Annotated in this window: 15 protein-coding genes; 6 read left to right on the forward strand and 9 right to left on the reverse strand. The window is 37.3% G+C overall.

Going from position 1 to position 18,464, the window contains the following annotated elements:
- Positions 1–110 precede the first annotated feature (110 nt).
- Entirely contained in the window at positions 111–1,241 is a 1,131-nt protein-coding gene (locus NYQ66_RS07450; protein ID WP_259868432.1) for an MFS transporter, read from the reverse strand.
- Between the two features lie 169 nt (positions 1,242–1,410).
- On the opposite strand from NYQ66_RS07450, the gene addB reads away from it, so the two are divergent.
- Together addB and addA are read left to right on the forward strand one after the other, a co-directional pair.
- Positions 1,411–4,905: a helicase-exonuclease AddAB subunit AddB gene (gene addB, locus NYQ66_RS07455; RefSeq protein ID WP_259868433.1), complete on the forward strand. Its 3,495-nt coding sequence runs from the start codon at positions 1,411–1,413 to the stop codon at positions 4,903–4,905.
- Positions 4,905–8,633: a helicase-exonuclease AddAB subunit AddA gene (gene addA, locus NYQ66_RS07460; protein WP_259868434.1), complete on the forward strand. Its 3,729-nt coding sequence runs from the start codon at positions 4,905–4,907 to the stop codon at positions 8,631–8,633. Before addB ends, addA begins: the two co-directional genes overlap by 1 nt.
- Before the next feature lie 255 nt (positions 8,634–8,888).
- Here the strand turns inward: addA and NYQ66_RS07465 are convergent, their stop codons facing one another.
- The 7 genes from NYQ66_RS07465 to NYQ66_RS07495 form a co-directional block, all read right to left on the reverse strand.
- On the reverse strand, positions 8,889–9,107 hold the full coding sequence (locus tag NYQ66_RS07465; RefSeq protein WP_259868435.1) for a spore germination protein: 219 nt from the start codon (positions 9,105–9,107) through the stop codon (positions 8,889–8,891).
- Positions 9,108–9,147: 40 nt separating this feature from the next.
- Positions 9,148–9,366: a spore germination protein gene (locus tag NYQ66_RS07470; RefSeq protein ID WP_259868436.1), complete on the reverse strand. Its 219-nt coding sequence runs from the start codon at positions 9,364–9,366 to the stop codon at positions 9,148–9,150.
- 55 nt (positions 9,367–9,421) lie between these two features.
- Entirely contained in the window at positions 9,422–9,796 is a 375-nt protein-coding gene (locus tag NYQ66_RS07475) for a spore germination protein GerPE (RefSeq protein WP_259868438.1), read from the reverse strand.
- Entirely contained in the window at positions 9,789–9,992 is a 204-nt protein-coding gene (locus tag NYQ66_RS07480; RefSeq protein ID WP_259868439.1) for a spore gernimation protein GerPD, read from the reverse strand. The genes NYQ66_RS07475 and NYQ66_RS07480 overlap by 8 nt, the downstream gene beginning before the upstream one ends.
- Positions 9,993–9,997: 5 nt before the next feature.
- Positions 9,998–10,588, reverse strand: coding sequence for a spore germination protein GerPC (gerPC, locus tag NYQ66_RS07485; protein ID WP_259868441.1), 591 nt, complete (start codon positions 10,586–10,588; stop codon positions 9,998–10,000).
- A gap of 64 nt (positions 10,589–10,652) precedes the next feature.
- Positions 10,653–10,859, reverse strand: a complete 207-nt coding sequence (locus tag NYQ66_RS07490) for a spore germination protein GerPB (protein WP_259868443.1) — start codon at positions 10,857–10,859, stop codon at positions 10,653–10,655.
- A gap of 11 nt (positions 10,860–10,870) precedes the next feature.
- The gene (locus NYQ66_RS07495; RefSeq protein WP_259868445.1) at positions 10,871–11,089 is read right to left on the reverse strand and encodes a spore germination protein; all 219 of its coding nucleotides are present in this window, start codon (positions 11,087–11,089) and stop codon (positions 10,871–10,873) included.
- 128 nt (positions 11,090–11,217) lie between these two features.
- Here NYQ66_RS07495 and NYQ66_RS07500 point away from each other — a divergent pair, with 128 nt between their 5' ends.
- The 4 genes from NYQ66_RS07500 (at position 11,218) to NYQ66_RS07515 (ending at position 16,942) form a co-directional block, all read left to right on the forward strand.
- A complete protein-coding gene (locus tag NYQ66_RS07500) occupies positions 11,218–12,420 on the forward strand; it encodes a DUF418 domain-containing protein (protein WP_259868447.1) in 1,203 nt (400 codons plus the stop codon).
- Positions 12,421–12,501: 81 nt separating this feature from the next.
- On the forward strand, positions 12,502–12,867 hold the full coding sequence (locus tag NYQ66_RS07505) for a YisL family protein (RefSeq protein WP_259868449.1): 366 nt from the start codon (positions 12,502–12,504) through the stop codon (positions 12,865–12,867).
- A 642-nt stretch (positions 12,868–13,509) separates the two neighbouring features.
- A complete protein-coding gene (gene asnB / locus NYQ66_RS07510) occupies positions 13,510–15,363 on the forward strand; it encodes an asparagine synthase (glutamine-hydrolyzing) (RefSeq protein ID WP_259868649.1) in 1,854 nt (617 codons plus the stop codon).
- 130 nt (positions 15,364–15,493) lie between these two features.
- A complete protein-coding gene (locus NYQ66_RS07515; RefSeq protein WP_259868450.1) occupies positions 15,494–16,942 on the forward strand; it encodes an alpha-amylase family glycosyl hydrolase in 1,449 nt (482 codons plus the stop codon).
- Positions 16,943–16,992: 50 nt separating this feature from the next.
- Here the strand turns inward: NYQ66_RS07515 and NYQ66_RS07520 are convergent, their stop codons facing one another.
- The gene (locus NYQ66_RS07520) at positions 16,993–18,357 is read right to left on the reverse strand and encodes an MATE family efflux transporter (protein WP_259868451.1); all 1,365 of its coding nucleotides are present in this window, start codon (positions 18,355–18,357) and stop codon (positions 16,993–16,995) included.
- Positions 18,358–18,464: the final 107 nt, after the last annotated feature.

Below are 18,464 nucleotides of genomic sequence, written 5' to 3' on the forward strand. Positions count from 1 at the left end.
ATTCGAACGCGTCAGAGAGTGAACCCTGATTTAACGCGTTAGAAAGCAGTGCTTCCGTAATAGCTAAGTTACTACGTCGCACTTTATATAAAATGCGCACTAGCGTTTTGTTATTCTGAAATGAGATGTGTCACGAATACGAGTACTCCAAAAGTAAGTGGGATCATAATAATTACGAACGAAAAAGAAATAAGTGATGCTAGGATGGATCCTATACTAGCCCCAATCAGCAATACAAAAGAATAGACTGCGACTGCAGTAGACTTACGAGCTTTGGCAACGGCACCAACGAGTAACACAACCATTGGAATGGAAAGAGATGTTGAAGCAATCATCATGATCGATGCAATCATCAGACTGGGTACTGTTAAGGAAATGATCGGCGCCATGAATCCAATCATCATAAGAATTAAAGAAAATCGAAGTACACGAATAGCGCTAAAATGCGCTATAAGACTGCTAGCAAAGAAGGCGGGAATAATACCGATTAAACTAATAAGACGAAATAGCTGTAGCGAAAAAGGAAAGTCAGTCCATTGGTTAAATAAATAAATTTCAAATGATCCATAAAATAACATTATCGTTAATAGTAGGAAAAACGTGATACTATAGAGCTTTTGTAAGGATTGATTTTTAAAACATGATAGAATAGTATAGAATAATTCTCTTAGTGGGTAGGATTGTTTCGTTTTTGATGGTTGTAGTGTTATAAACAATCCAATAAAACAACTAAGGTAAAAAAAGAAAAAAGCTGCAAACATTCCATTATAGGTAAATAAATTCGAAAAAAATGCGGAGATCATTTGGCCGAATACACCTGCAAATAAGAAACCGGTGTTAATCATGGCAATAGCGAACGCTTGCATGGGGCCGTTAAAATGACGGAAGCAGTATGAAAATGTAACTGGCGCAAAGCTTGCCGCGAATATACCTTGTAAGATACGAAGGGTAAGCAAGCTATACACAGATTCACTTAATGCTAATAAACCTGTAAACAAGGTTAAAAAAGCCATACCAACAAGTAATATCGAGCGCAGTGAGAATCTGTCAGCAAGCATACCGAATAACAATAACCCTAATGCATAGGGAAATACAAATAAAGTGCTAGATAACGAGATAAAACCTAGAGAAACATTAAACACCTCTGCTAACCTAGGTTGCAGTGGGATCATGACATAAATACTACTAGCAATAAACACAGAACAATAAATAAGTACACTGGCAGTATAAGATTGTTTCATTTAAACACCTCACAGATGTGCAATAATGAATAATTGTTTTTTTAGTAGTCTGTAAGTATTTCATAAAGATGAACGCGTAATTACTTTAAAAGGCTATCCATTTTTACAAACTAGTCTATTGTACTATATGAAAATGGAAACCAGATGTGCAGCTAAAGGAGAGACGATCATGGGGATTCGTTTTTTGATTGGAAAAGCAGGGACCGATAAGAGCGGGCAGTACTTGAAGGAAATACAAGAGAAATTAAAAGAAAATCCACAAGGAGCACCAATCATCTATCTCGTTCCAGATCAGATGACTTTTCAACAAGAATATGCATTACTGAATAATCAGGAAGTAAACGGAAGTATTCGAGCACAAGTGTTTAGTTTTTCGCGTCTTGCGTGGCGTGTGCTACAAGAGACGGGTGGAGGAACTAGAAAGTATATAAGTTCTACTGGTGTGCAAATGATGTTAAGGAAAATTACAGAAGAAAGAAAAACAGAATGGAAAGTGTTTCAGAAAGCAATTGAAAAGCAAGGGTTCATGGAGCAATTAGAAGGTATGATTACTGAGTTTAAAAGATATCGCATCACACCAGAAATGCTCATGGCTCACCTTGTAAATATGGATCAGTTTCAACATAAGTACACCGGTGAAGTAGCGTTGAAAAATAAACTAGAGGATCTTAGTTATATATACGAAAAGTTAGTGTTTGCACTGAAAGATAACTATATAGATAGTGAAGATCAGTTACAACAATTAGCTGATAAGATAGAAGAGGCATATTTTCTAGAAGGAGCAGAAGTTTACATTGATGGATTTCATCGGTTTACGCCTCAAGAGTTGTTAGTAATTGAAGCACTTCTCAAGAAAACTAAACAGGTTTCTGTTGCTTTAACCATTAATAAGACGGAAGAAAGTAATATATCGGAATTAGATCTATTTAGCCAGACAAAGGAAACCTACCAATCTTTAATAGAGATAGCCGATGTAAACAATATAAAATTAGAAGAGAACAAGATATTAAGCGAAGAAGACGGTGTATTTCGAAATCGTCCTTATTTTTCTCATTTAGAAAATTACTTTGATATACGTCCTGCGCCTGCATATGAGGGAGAGGTACCTATTCAAATCGCACAGGCGGTCCATCCACGAGCAGAGGTAGAAGGTGCTGCGCAAGAAATATTACGACTCGTCCGTGAAGAAGGATATCGTTATAAAGATATAGCGATATTGCTTAGACAAACAGATGTTTATCATGATCTAGTGGAAACGGTGTTCTCGGATTATCAGATCCCTGTGTTTATTGATGAGAAACGAACGATGATGAATCATCCACTAGTAGAATTAGTCCGATCTATGTTAGATGTGATCGAAGGAAATTGGCGGTATGATGCTTTATTCCGCGTGTTGAAAACAGGATTTATTCCAATTAGTGATAAACGCTATCCACTAAATGAAGATGCGATGGATGAGCTTGAAAATTATGTCTTAGAATACGGCATACGTGGTAGAGATCGTTGGATGAATGATCGTGAATGGGTATTTCAACGCTTTCGTGGTTTTGATCAAATTACCCAAACAGATGAGGAAAAAGAGACACAAAAGCGAATAAACCGATATCGCGCAAAAGTTGTAAGAGCGCTTAATCAGGTAGATCAAAAATTGAGACAAGCCAAAACAGTTAAAGAAAAAGCAATTGCGATGTTTGAATGGCTTGAGTCTATGGACATACAAGAAAGGTTAGAGACTGTAAGGGATCAACTAGATGAACAAGGGAAAATTGAGCGAGCTAGAGAACAAGAGCAGGTATGGGATGCTGTCATTCAGTTATTGGATGAGATGGTAGAAGTGGTTGGCGATGAACCGATATCTTTACAACTATTTAGAACAACAGTTGAAACAGGATTAGAATCGCTAAAATTCTCGCACGTACCACCTAGTATGGATCACGTTGTGACGGGTACGATTGACCGATCGCGTATGCGAGGGGTTAAATGTGCTTTCCTTCTAGGAGTTAGTGAAGGCGTATGGCCAATGAAACCGTCTGGGGATGGCATGATTTCGGAAGAAGAAAGGGATTTATTAGCAGAGCAAGGAATGAAATTAGCTGATGGTAGTAAAAGGAGACTTCTTGATGATTGGTTCTATGTCTATTTAGCCTTCACGAGCGCAACAGATAAGCTTTGGATTAGTTATCCGTTAAGTGATGAAGCAGGCAAAACCAAAGTGGCATCTCCGTTAATCAAACGGATAGAAGATTTATTCCCGGTTACGAAAAATCAGTTATTGTTGCAAGACCCAGAAGAAATGGTAGACGCAGATCGTTTTGTTACGACACCAATCAAGTCGAGATCTGCCTTAACAGCTCAACTAGCAAGGTATCTTCGAGGTTATCCGATTGACGATATTTGGTGGAGTGTATTGAATTGGTATATGAAACAAGAAAGCCAAGCAAGTGCAACGCGAAAGATATTAAGTAGTTTATTTTATAAAAATAAACCAAAATCGTTAGCACCATCAACAGTAGAAAAAATCTATCCGAAACAAGTGAATGCAAGTGTCTCCCGATTGGAGATGTATCACCGCTGCTCCTATCAACACTTTGTCCGCTATAGTTTAGGGTTAGAGGAAAGAAGAACCTATAAACTCGATGCGCCAGATATAGGACAGCTATTCCATGAAGCATTAAAGAAAATAACGGAATGGATTCAAGATGACGGAAGAGATTTTGCAGACATAAATCAAGAGGATTCAAAGACCTATGCAAGAAAAGCGGTAAATAGCTTAGCTCCAATTTTGCAACACCAAATCTTGCATAGTTCAAATCGATACCAATATATCCAGAGAAAACTTCAAGAAATTATTGCACGAGCTGCATTTGTTCTAAGTGAACAATCTAGGCAAAGTTTGTTTTCCCCTGTAGGGTTAGAGCTAGCGTTTGGAACGGGAGATAGCCAACTATCCCCCATCCATTTAAAGTTGCCAAACGGTTATGAGCTTGTTTTACGTGGACGGATTGACCGTGTGGATCGTGCTATAGATCAAGAACAATTATTTTTAAGAATTATTGATTATAAATCAAGTGCCAAAGGATTAAAACTAGTAGATGTATATTATGGATTAGCATTACAAATGCTTGCATATTTAGATGTTGTGCTAACCAATTCTGAGAAATGGTTAGGAGAGAAAGCAACACCAGCAGGGGTTTTATATTTCCATGTGCATAACCCGATGATTTCTGGTAATACGAAATTAGATGAATCGACAATTGAAAAAGAGATCTTTAAAAAGTTTAAAATGCAAGGTTTACTCGTGGAAAATGAGAACATTGTCAAAATGATGGATACGACTTTAGATAGTGGAACGAGTCAAATCGTACCAGCAGGCCTAAAACAAAATGGAGAGTTTAGAAAAGGATCAAATACAGCGGAACCAGAAACTTTTCAACAATTACAGAATTATATTCATGATTTAATGGTTCATGCTGGAATGGACATTACCAATGGGGCTGTTCATCTAAATCCTTATCAACAAAAACAACAAACAGCTTGTACACATTGCTCGTTTCGATCGGTTTGCCAGTTTGATCCGACTTTGGATGAAAACAATTATCGTAAGCTTCAAGATTTTAAAGATGATGAAATATTACAACGAATAATTAGAAGGGAGGAAGGCTAATGCCTACATGGACGAAAGAGCAAGAACAAGCAATCTATACGAGTGGTACAGACATCCTTGTTGCAGCAGCTGCAGGTTCTGGAAAGACAGCTGTTTTAGTAGAGAGAATTATCCAGAAGCTATTAAACAAACAACAACCTGTAGACATCGATTCTTTATTAGTAGTGACCTTTACCAATGCAGCTGCACAAGAAATGCGTAATCGTGTAGGGGAAGCTTTAGAGGCAGCATTGAAAGCTAATCCTTCCTCTAATCACTTGAAAAAGCAGTTATCTTTACTACAACGGGCATCGATCTCTACGCTTCATTCATTTTGTATGGATTTAGTAAGACGTTATGCTTACCTGCTAGATCTTGATCCTGGATTTCGGATTGCAGATGATGTAGAAGCAGATATGATCCGTCAGGAAGTCTTAGAAGATCTGTTTGAAGAATGGTATGGAAAAGAAGGAGAAGAACAAGAAGCCTTTTTTGCTGTCGTGGACCGTTTTTCTAGTGATCGTAGTGATTTGGACGTTGAAGAGTTGGTTTTGACTTTATTTGACTTTTCCATGCAAAACCCTTGGCCAGATCACTGGCTAGATGCAATGACCAACATGTATCATGTACAGGCAGAGGTTGATGAAACAAACATTCCATGGTTGTCGATTCTAAAACGGGAAGTATCTAGTCAATTAGAAGCCATGCGAGCAGAAGCAAAAGCAGCGATGGATCTAACGAAAGAAAACGATGGTCCTTATCATTATGCGGAAGCGATTGACGCAGACTTTCTAATGATTAACGAAGCAGCCGCGAGCATTCAAACTTCATGGGATCACACACAAGCCACTTTTTCACAAGGGAAATTTAAGGCTCTATCACGGAAAAAAGTAGAATGTGATGAAGATAAGAAAGAGAAAGTAAAAGCACTTCGAAATAGTTATAAAAAAAGATGGAATGATCTTGCGTCAGATTGGTTTTCTAGGAAACTATCTTCCTATATGGCCGATATGGCAGCACTTTATCCAACAATAAAACAATTAACCGTATTGGTGAAAGACTTTAAACAACGATATGCACAACTAAAAAAGGAAAAAGCGATCGTTGATTTCTCTGACTTGGAGCATTATGCATTAAATATTCTCGTAGATGAAGATTCAACAGTGGACGAGGTTAAAGCATCGCAAGTAGCGCTAGAAATGCAAAAAAAGTTTACCGAGTTACTAGTCGATGAGTACCAAGATACAAACCTTGTTCAAGAAACGATTTTAACCCTCCTATCTGATCAAGAAGGAAATGGTAATATGTTTATGGTAGGGGACGTGAAGCAAAGTATTTATCGATTCCGTCATGCAGAACCAAGTTTGTTTTTAGATAAGTACAAGCAATTTGCAGAAGCAACACACCCAGCAAAGCGGATTGATTTAGCAAGAAACTTCAGAAGTAGGGAACAGGTACTATCTGCGACAAATTATATTTTTAGACAATTGCTCAATGAAGAAGTCGGAGAAATGAATTATGAAAAAGAAGCTGAACTCATTTATTCGAACCCGATATATGATGAATTAACATTACCGAATACAGACGCAGAGCTACTCATCATTGACCGTGAAGCACAAGAGGAAGATGCATCTGTTTCTGAAGATGAGTCGTACCAAGATTTAGAGAAAGCTCAAATTGAAGCAAGAGCGTATGCGCGAATGATTAAGGACTGGATTGGTCACGGGGAACATCCACCATTGCAAGTAGTAGACAAAGGTTCTGGAAGACAGCGAGATATTCAGTATCGTGATATTGTAATTTTACTTCGCTCGATGACATGGGCACCAACCATTACAGAGGAACTGAAACAGCAAGGTATCCCTGTATATGCAGAATTATCTACCGGATATTTTGAGGCAATTGAGATTAAAGTAATGCTTAGTTTGCTTAAAGTAATTGATAATCCAAAACAAGATATACCTTTAGCATCCGTATTACGATCACCAATAGTAGGATTGGATGAAGATGATTTAGCAAAAATCCGATTATCTAAAAAAAGAGTTAGTTACTATGACGCATTGCATTCTTTTGTGTTAGAAACAGAGGATGAGTATAAGGAACAACAAGTAAATCAATTCCTAGAACAACTTAGAAGCTGGAGGGAACTTGCAAGACAGGGAGCACTTTCAGATTTGATTTGGCAAATCTACCGTGAAACCGGCTATTATGATTTTGTTGGTGGTATTCCTGGTGGTAGACAACGCCAAGCCAACCTTCGCGCTTTGTATGATCGTGCAAGAGCATATGAATCAACTTCATTTAGAGGGTTGTTTCGCTTTTTACGTTTTATTGAACGGATGGAGGAAAAAGGCGATGATCTAGGGGCAGCACGTGCACTTAGCGCGCAAGAAGATGTTGTTCGTATTATGACTATCCATAAGAGTAAAGGCCTGGAGTTTCCAGTTGTCATTCTTGGGGCAATGGATAAACAATTCAATCAGCAAGATTTACGTCAGAAGTATTTGTTGCACAAAGATTTGGGTTTTGGTAGTAAGTACATTGATCCGGAGAAACGAATCGTGTATCCAACACTTGCTTACCACGCACTAAAGAAAGAGAAACAACGGGAACTTTGGGCGGAGGAAATGCGCGTGCTTTATGTCGCAATGACACGAGCCAAAGAGAAACTTGTGATGGTTGGAAATGTTGCTTCCTTTGAGAAAAAACAAGAAAAGTGGCAAGAGGTAATCGATCATCATGACTGGGTATTACCCGCTCATTATCGCTTAGAGGCAAATTCATACCTTGATTGGGTTGGACCCGCGTTAATCAGGCATGAACAGAATGAAGTGCTACGTCCAAATATAGAGGTAAGTGTACAAGTGCCAGAAGAAATTCGTACCGATAAATCCAGCTGGCTTGTGGAATATAAACATGGTAGTTCATTTGCTAATGTCTCTAATCACGAAAATAAATCAGAAATGTCATTAAAAGAAACGATTCAAAGTTGGAAGCCGATTGAGTCAATCGATGAAAATTTAGATGATATCGTAAATCAACGACTTACGTTTGTTTATCCGCACCAACATGCTTCTACATTCCGTGCAAAGCAGTCTGTTACGGAGATAAAAAGGCAGCGTGAAGTAAAGGATGATTATAGCGACGCATCATTAGTGCGCCCATATAAAGCTCCAATTGCAAAAAGACCTGCTTTTATGCAAAAGGAAAAGCGAATATCGGCCGCGGAAAAAGGTACGATCTTGCACACGGTCATGCAACATTTACCACTAACGAAACAGTGGAAAAAAGCAGAAATAGCAGAATTTATTGAATATATGGTCACAAAGGAGATCTTAACTTCAACAGAAGCCGAAGTCGTTGACTTGTTAGCAATTGAGCGTTTCTTCCAAACAGAGATAGGGAAAAGGCTGATTAGCTCTAGTGAAGTACACCGCGAAGTCCCTTTTAGTTTAACGATTAATGCTAACGATGTGTATCATGCTTGGGTAGAGGAAACGGACGAACGGGTACTAATTCAAGGGGTTATTGATTGTCTAGTTCCAGTGGATGATGGGTTTTTATTATTGGATTATAAAACAGACACGATAAATGGAGATTTATCCCCTGCTCTTACCGAACAGTTGAAAAATAGATACAAGGTGCAATTGGAGCTATATGCAAAAGCTGTAGAAGAGATCTGGAAAATGCCTATAAGGGAAAAATACTTGTATTTCTTTGATCAAGCACTGCTAATTGAAGTGGAGTAATGAAAAAAAAGGTACTGGGTGTGTAAAACATCCCGTACTCTTTTTTGTTTGTTCGTTTCGAAAGCGTATGTACGTGAAAGAATAACGGACAAGGGCAATTACTGTAATTAAAGTACAAATGATTTAGTCGTAACAATATTCGTATGAGAATAGTAAGGCGTGCCAATGGAAAATATGGTGATTGACACACAATTGAACTTTTTTAAAAAGTATGAAAATAAAATACGTACAGAGTAATAACTTTTACTCTGCACGTTACGCATTTCCACCCACAACCTGATCTACTGCATCAGGATCGATTGCATTGGTCGCGTTCATTCCGTTATTCGTATTAATGAAATCACCGGTATTAAAGGCACCAGAACCCGCAGCGGTTTTTGATGCACTTTTTGGGGATAGATAAAAGCTGTCGCCAAAATTAACAACACCACCACCGACACTATTAATTTTAATTGGTCCAACAATGGATGGCATGTTACACACCCTTTACTTAAGTTTTTCCTATGATAGAAGATTAAGCATTACCACTTACAATCTGGTCAACCACATCAGGGTCAATTGCATTCGTTGCGTTCATTCCATTATTCGTATTAATGAAATCACCGGTATTGAAGGCACCAGAACCTGCGGCAGTTTTTGATGCACTTTTTGGAGAAAGGTAAAAACTATCACCAAAATTGATGACGCCTCCATCCACACTATTAATTTTAATTGGTCCAACTACAGACGGCATAAGTAGTACACCTCAATTTATAAAATTTTGATACTGCTAGTATATTCCACATCATTTATTTTGTTCCTTCTTCCGTTATCCGAATATGCTTTATTCTAGATTCAGCTTCAAGATGTCTAAGACTTCCTATTTGTACAAATGATGAAGCAGTAATCCCAGTAACATTTACATTATTGACATAGATATGGCGGTTGTGGTGTATATGCTCTTGTCTAACCGTTTCGTTGTCAGGAAGTGTGTTGGCTTCTCTTGCAAAAATGTCAAATTGACCGAAGTCGAAGCCTGTATCTGATTTTACCCCGCCCTGCCTTTGAACGGCAATGGCATGTGAAATTGGTGTAGCTACTTTGACGTCTCCAATATCAAAAATAGAACTATAAGCAATTGAATTGACTCGAATTCTTTTCACATGTGCAGTACGTTTATTCATCAGTATTTCCCTCTGGCTGCATAGGTCTACTTAAAGGAACCAAAGAGCCAACAATATAGGAGTCTGGAGGTGTATCATAAAACGATGAGAGTTTAATCGTTTCATTGTCTCCGATTAAGAAAACGGAGGAAGCGGTCACCCCTGTAACTTCAATGTTACCAACGTGTACGTCCCAATTATGCACTTCATGTTTCATGTTATCTATTCCCCTTTGGATTGATCTTGCTCAAAGAATTTTTTTAATGAGTAATCAATTTCACGTTTGATTTGATCAAAAATATAGTGACGTGAGTCCTTTTCAGTTGTTACATGACGATTATTGTGGGCCTCTTCTTCATAATATTTTATTCGCTCTGGCAGTTGTTTCCTCACATCATCTAACATTAATGCTTGGAAAGAATCGTTCATTGGGTAATTATAATTGTTAGCATATTGTTGGAGTAAGTGTGGTCCTTGTTCATTTAAGTAAATATCTAAATCAGCAATCAGTTGATGCTTCATTGCAGATTGATTATTTGGAATACTAGTTGGAGGTGATTGCGGAAAAGCTACATCATCAATTTTGGATAGATCATCAGGTGAGATACCTATATGCAATGTTCCATCTAATCTCTCAATCTTTAATTGATCAAAGTTATATTCTAGCTTTTCTATAGTTGTATGATGTTTGTTCGTTTGATCGTTCTCTAATTTGTGTACTCTAGCTTCCAGTTGCTCTAATTTTTTGGTTTGCTGTTCGACATATTGTTGTAATTGAGATAAATATTCCGACCAAGGATCTGTATATCTCATTAGGAAACCTCCTAGGCTATGACCTAATTACTACTTAGCCTATGCAGAAATATAGCGCTTGTTACTAAGAAGGAGGAGCGAGTGGAATAAGTGGTACTTCAGCGCCTTCTGGCTCCACAGGTTCTGCAAGTTCCGTGTATCCACCTGTGTTATATAGGTCTGCGGTTGATTGAATACTTCCGGCACTACCAATCTGTAAAACTGACGAATTTGAGACACTGCCAACCTTTAACATATGAATATTAATGGCTTGATGAACAGTTAAGTGCATGGATATCCCCCTCACAACCCTGTAACTACTTGATCTACATTGTCTTTATCGTAAATGTCTGTATCCGATTGATACAAATCTATTCTAATGCCATCTCCCGTGTTAAATGAACCGCCTCCAGCAAATGTCTTTGCAGATGAATAAGGGCTCATTGCATATACATCACCGATATTAAAAATACTTGATGACCCAATCGAGATAACCTTTACGGCTCCTACAATAGCAGGCATAGCGATTCCTCCTTTACATAATTAGTTTATGTATAAAAATTGTTTCTGTTAAATAATTTGTATGGAAATAGCAAATTAATTGATACAATGGAAATACATAGTTTACGTAAGGTTGGAGGAGAATGACAATGAAAGAAGTAGGATCACCACTAAGGGAAAGTCAAAGGTTACAATGGATTGATGCAGCAAGAGGATTTGCTATCCTAGGAATCTTTATGGTTAATGTGCCAGCGTATAATGCACCGTTTTTCATATATGGAGGAGGAGAGCAGTATTGGAATTCTTCCATGGATCGTGTTGTACAAGCTGGTATTGATATCTTTTTCCAAGCAAGTTTTTATACCTTATTTTCTTTTCTATTTGGGTTTGGGATGCAAATCATTGTAGAAAAATTGAGCGAGAGACAATTGCATGTCAATACGTTTGTATTACGTCGTTTAGGTATATTGATTATTTTTGGATTGATTCATGCGTTTCTCATTTGGCACGGCGATATTTTACTCAGTTACGGCATTATAGGTCTATTATTAGTGTTTTTCTTTAAAAGAAAGAACCTAACATTAGTTATCTGGGCACTATGTTTACTACTTATACCGACGATGCTATTTACAGGTTTATTATTTTTGTCTAGTTTATTTGGGCCGATTGATTTAGTTGATGAAGTGTTAATTAATCAGTCTTTTGAGAATTATGGGAATGGTACGTTGATGGACATTTGGCAACAAAACTTACAGGATTGGTTATATGCGAATGATGTGTTTACCTATTTTCTGTTAGCTTGTAATTTACTTCCTTTATTTTTATTGGGTATGTTTACAGCAAGAAAAAAATGGTTGCATGACGTTAACCAACATAAAAGCATCTTAAAGAGAGTGTGGATTTTTTCCTTCCTTATTTTTATGTTGCTAAAGGCAGGACCTCACTTCTTTGGTAATCCCTATTGGTTTACAATGGTTCAAGACTATATAGGAGGATCAACTTCAGCCATATTTTATCTGACGACAATCACGTTAGCTTTTCAAAAAGAAAGTTTTAAAAAGATACTTTATCCATTAACTTATGTTGGAAAAATGTCGCTTTCTAATTATATTTTTCAATCAATCGTATGTTTTATTGTATTCTATTCTGTAGGGTTTGGCTTATATGGAAAAGTGAGCCCATTGGAAAGTGTGTTATTTGTACTTGTTGTATTTACGATTCAAGTCTTTTTAAGTAAATGGTGGTTAACATACTATCAATTTGGTCCGCTAGAGTGGGTGTGGAGACGTCTTATGTATCTTTCCAAATTAGATAACAAAAGACAAATGGATCGGGAACAGAAGAGAGCTTAACAAAAGAGGCATGAAATATATGAAATTTCAAAAGAAAAATGGTATGATATGCTTGACCTTGGAATAGAAGGAGGAAAAATAATGGCACATTTACATATTACAGCATGGGTGCTAGCATTAATTTTGTTTTTTGTAGCAAGAGCGTTTTATAAAAAAGAAAGCAAAGCAGGAAAGATCCTGCACATGATTCTTCGTTTGGATTATTTGTTAATCTTGTACTCAGGTGGTAGCTTATCTACTGATTATTTTGCAGAAAGCTATATGTTAGGTGAATTAATTGTCAAGATGCTTGCGGGTATATGGGTGATCGCTTCATTAGAAATGATCTTAGTGAAAACAGCAAAAAACAAGCCAACCAAAAGCTTTTGGATTCAACTAGCAATCTCGCTCGTCATTGTATTGGTGTTAGGCTTTGGTCGTCTACCAATGGGTATTTTACCAAATTAATAAATGCGTATAAATCTCTTAACAAAATGTTGTTAAGAGATTTTTATATTATTTATGATCCCGTTTAAAAATGATAACGACGGAATGTATATATAGTGCGACGTAACAAGGAGAAATTAGTGAATTCCATGCAAGCGGCTATACAGTACGTTATTTTATCAAATTGCTAGCCAAATTAATGGAATTTGTGCAAATAAGGGCTCTGGTGACCGCTCAAATCATATATCCTTAAATTCGAGGCAAATAACGGATCTCATAGCCGCTAAAGTTATCCTAGATTTTTGAGCGGCTATGAGATCCGTTATTTAACCTTTTTAGACCGTTTCTTAATCTGAGCGGTTATACAGTACGTTATTTTATCAAATTGCTAGCCAAATTAATGGAATTTGTGCAAATAAGGGCTCTGGTAACCGCTAAAGTCATATATCCTTAAATTCAAGGCAAATAACGGATCTCTTAGCCGCCAAAATCACAAGCGACTGTGATAGTTACGCCGCATTATATATATCCACTCCGAACTAGTAATGGAACAACTTCCTCAATGATTTACATCAAAAATCATCACATCTTTCACATTCTAGGCACATATAACATATGAATATAAAGTGGTGTACTAAGGAAGAAAGGATGTTGGATGAACTTATGTGTGGTATTACAGGATGGATTGATTTTAAGCGAGATTTATCCAAGGAAGTAGATAATGTAAGAAAGATGGCAAATGCAATTCAACATCGAGGTCCTGATGAGCACAATGAATGGATTTCCAATCACGTTGCTTTTGGTCATCAACGACTGATTGTGGTTGACCCTGAAGGCGGAAAGCAGCCCATGGAGTGTCTAACAAATAATAATAACTATGTGCTTGTGTATAACGGTGAACTTTATAATACAGAAGATATTAGACATTCACTACTTAATAAAGGATGGACATTTAACTCCCACTCGGATACGGAAGTATTATTAAAAAGTTATATCGAATGGGGTGAGGACTGTGTTGACCATTTAAATGGTATTTTTGCTTTTAGTATCTGGGATCCTAAAAATGAACAACTATTTTTGGCTAGAGATCGTTTAGGTGTGAAGCCATTATTCTACACTGAACAGGATGGCGGTTTGTTGTTTGCATCTGAATTGAAGGCATTGATTGCACATGAAGATATTGAGCCCATTCTAGATCAAGATGGTTTGTGTGAGGTATTAGCTTTAGGACCATCAAGGACTCCTGGGCATGGTGTATTTAAAGGCATCCATGAATTGCGAGCGGCACATGTTGGTATCTTTGATAAGACTGGATTTCGTACAAGAAGATACTGGAATGTGATGAGCACGGCACATACTGATGATGTAGAAGAAACGGCTGACACAATTCGCTATTTGTTAACGGATGCGGTCGAACGTCAATTAGTTTCGGATGTTCCTTTAGGGACATTTTTATCGGGTGGAGTTGATTCTAGTGCGATTACAGCTATTGCAGCTAATTATATGAAAAAAAATAATAATGCACAGAATCAATTAAAGACGTTTTCCATCGACTATGAAGATAATGACAAATACTTTAAGAAAAGTGACTTTCAACCGAATAGTGATCAAGACTTTATTGGAACTGTTGTAGATGCTCATGACACCGACCATTATAATTTTGTAATAAATAATAAAGAACTAGCAGACTTGTTAAAGGAAGCAGTCGAATTACGTGATTTGCCAGGCATGGCAGATGTTGATTCTTCTTTACTTTGGTTCTGTAGAAAAACGAAAGAAGAGGTAACGGTAGCCTTATCTGGTGAATGTGCAGATGAGATTTTTGGTGGTTATCCATGGTTTTACCGTGAAGACGATTTAAAAAGAGAAGGTTTCCCATGGATTCGTTCCTCTGAGGTGCGAAAGTCACTTCTTACGAAAGAGTGGCAGGGTAAGCTTGATTTACGTGGCTATATGCTCGATAAATACCAAGCAACCATAGATGAAACACCAGAATTTGAAGGAGATAACGAGCTAGAGAGACAGCGAAGACAAATGTTTTACCTCAACATGCATTGGTTCATGCCGACATTGTTAGACCGTAAAGATCGCATGAGTATGGGAGCAAGCTTTGAAGCGCGTGTTCCATTTAGTGACCATCGTCTTGTTGAATATGTATGGAATATTCCTTGGGAGATGAAAACCTACAAAGGACGAGAAAAGGGGATCTTGCGGAAAGCGTTAGAGGGTTTATTACCAGATGAAATTTTATATAGAAAGAAAAGCCCATACCCAAAAACGCATAATCCAGCGTACAAGAATGCTGTCGTTGCTTGGATGAAAGAAATTTTAGATGATAAGCATGCAAGACTTTTCGAAATTTTTGATAAAGAAGCGGTTCGCAAACTAGTCGAAAGTGAAGGGGAAGAAATAGATGCACCGTGGTTTGGTCAGCTGATGACAGGACCACAGTTGTTGGCACACCTTGGACAAATGGACCATTGGCTCAGAAAATATGATATTAAAATTGAACACTAGATAAGTGCGTGTGATTTCCAATTGGAAATCACACGTTTTTTGATTAGAATCCTTAAATATTTGACAATAAAGATAAGACTAGGATAATAATAGAAGTCGAGAAGAAAGCAAACAATGTGGAGGATTAGACATGAAAAAATATACAAGCCTATCGATAATACTTTTGGTCGCATGGATTGCAGTGATGTTACCTAAAGTAGAAGTGCAAGCAGAATCAATGGAAGAAGAGTCCGTTTATTATATAATGGTCGATCGTTTTGTAAATGGGGACGTTAGTAATGACCGTAATGTTGATGTGGAAAACAACGAAGCGTTTAACGGTGGTGATATTCAAGGAATAATCAAAAAACTAGATTACATAAAACAGCTAGGATTTACAACTATTAACATCAGTCCTATCATGAGTAATGATGCTTACCATGGTTTCTATATTAATGATTATCGCTCGATTGACCATCGCTTCGGTACGGTAGACGACTTAAAGGAGTTAGTAGCAGAAGCACATAAAAGAGATATAAAGGTAATTATCGATATGGTACTAACGCATGTAAGTAAAACACACCCCTGGTTAGGTTCACAGCCAAATTGGATCGGGGATAGCATTAGTAATAGTTGGGGGGATGATCTCGCTTCATTAAATACTGATAATCCAGATCTACAAAGTTATCTAATAGAAACAACATTGTACTGGATGGAAGAGACCGATATAGATGGTTACCGCATTTACGTAGATGATACAACACCAATAACATTTATTGAAAGCTTGCAGGAAGAAGTGCATTTAGTTCATCCAAATGCCATTTTATTTGTAGATTCTTTTCACCCAGTGGAAAGCAATCCTACACCTATAATTAATGACAGAGCATATAAAATATCAACAACTGTATTTAGTAAGTCAGGGAATGATTTACAACCTTTAGTAGACCTTTGGGACAGTCAATCGAATAAGGACGGTGTCTATCTAGATAATCAAGAGACAACTCGATTCACTCGGGAGGCTGTAAAGGAAGGAGAAAACCCAACTACTCGTTGGAAGTTGGCTTTAACATATCTCTATACTACTCCTGGCATTCCAGTTATTTACCAAGGAACAGAATCTACAATGGACAATGGGATGGATTTACCAGACCATCGTACCGCACAATTAAATAGCGGTGATGAAGATCTAAGAAATTATATGGAACAACTTGCTGCAATACGTGAGGAATTTCCTGCTATCTCTCATGGGGATATTGAACTCGTAGAACATAATAATGCCATGACATTGTATAAACGAATGTATAAGGACGAGACAGTATATGTAGCAATTAACAATGATACAACAACAAGAGTTATAGGAATAACAGACATACCAGAAGGAATGCAATTGAATGGATTGTTACAAGATAATATTGTCAGAGAGCAAAAAGATGGCGAATATAAAATTGCATTACAACGAGAAACCGCAGATATCTTTGTCATACAAGAAGATCAAGGAATGAATTGGTTGTTTATCTCGTTTGTTGTTCTTGTACTAGGTGGATTTGTTGTTACGGTTATCTTATTAAGTAGAAAGAATAAACAGAACGATGAAGAATGAAAAAGAAAAGCCTCACCGCAAAATGACGCGTTGAGGCTTTTCCGATATGCTTAAGCAGAAGCTTCTTCTTGTTCTTTTTTGACATATGCTTTTCGAACCCATACCTTCGACCTCCATCTCCGAAGCATGAGGATTCCTCTTAACCATTCATCTGCGATAAATGCAATCCAAACCCCAACCAGTCCTAGACCAAGGTAGATCCCAAAGAACCAGGCAAAAGTGACACTAACTCCCCACATGGAAATAACACCAATAAAGACAGGGAATTTCACATCACCTGTCGCACGTAATGCATTAATGACAACAAGGTTGAATGCTCTTCCTGGTTCTAATATAACTGTCAGAAGTAAAAGTAATGCACCCTTTTGTAAGATGGTCGTATCATCAGTAAATATTCCTAACAAGAAATCACTAGAGAAATAAACAATGATTCCACAAATAAGGCTTATGACAATAGCTATTTGCAAGCTCTTAATACATCTTTTATAAGCTTTCTCGATGTCACCTGCTCCAATCATGTGACCAATTAATATTTGTGATCCTTGCCCAATGGCGATGGAAAATAGGAGGATAAACATCATGATATTTTGAACATAGACCTTCGTTGTAATAGCGATCGTACCAAGTTGTGCGATAAAATACGTGATGACCATTTGACTAGCATTAAAGGAGATTTGTTCTCCTGCGGATGGCACGCCGATCCCAAGTAAATCCTTTACATGCTCTTTCTTATATTTAAAGAAGGAAGCAAATGGTAATTGTTTGTTGCTTCTTTTAACTAGAAGAATTAATATAACTATAAATCCTAAGAATCTACTAATCATTGTAGAGTAAGCGACACCTTCTACTCCTAAAACAGGGAATCCAAATGGACCGAAAATAACAAAATAGTTTCCTATTACATTCACAATATTCATACCAATAGTCACATACATCGTGTCTTTGGTAAAACCATAACTTCGTAGAATTGCAGAGACAGTCATGATGAGTGCTTGAACGAAAATAAATCCACCAACAATTTGCATATAAACGTCTGCTTCAGCTAGTAGTTCTGTAGGTAGGTCCATGATTCGTAAAATATGCTTACTATATATAAATAATCCTAAACTTAGTAACAAAGAGAACCATAGGTTTAAACTAATCGAAGTGACAGCGATCTTACCAGCAGTAACCGTTTGATTAGCTCCTAGATTCTGTGCCACTAAAATGGAAGCTCCTGCCGCAACAAATCCAAACATTACAATGACAACTGATATAATCTGATTTGTGACACCTACTGCTGCTACCGCATTATCGGAATATTGACTTAGCATAAGTGTATCAGCATTCCCCATTAGCATGTGAAGTAAAATTTCAATAAAAATAGGCCATGTTAATGCGAACAAACTTAAATTCTGTTTTTTTGTTTCGCTCATTGATGATTACGCTCCTCTGGGTGCACAATGTTTGAAGAAAGGAGACAACCTGATACAATAAAAAGGCGAGGTACAGGTAGAAAAAATCTATCATTAATTGTGCTACC

The sequence above is a fragment of the Aquibacillus koreensis genome (genome assembly GCF_025154055.1).
Taxonomy (GTDB): domain Bacteria; phylum Bacillota; class Bacilli; order Bacillales; family Amphibacillaceae; genus Aquibacillus_C; species Aquibacillus_C koreensis.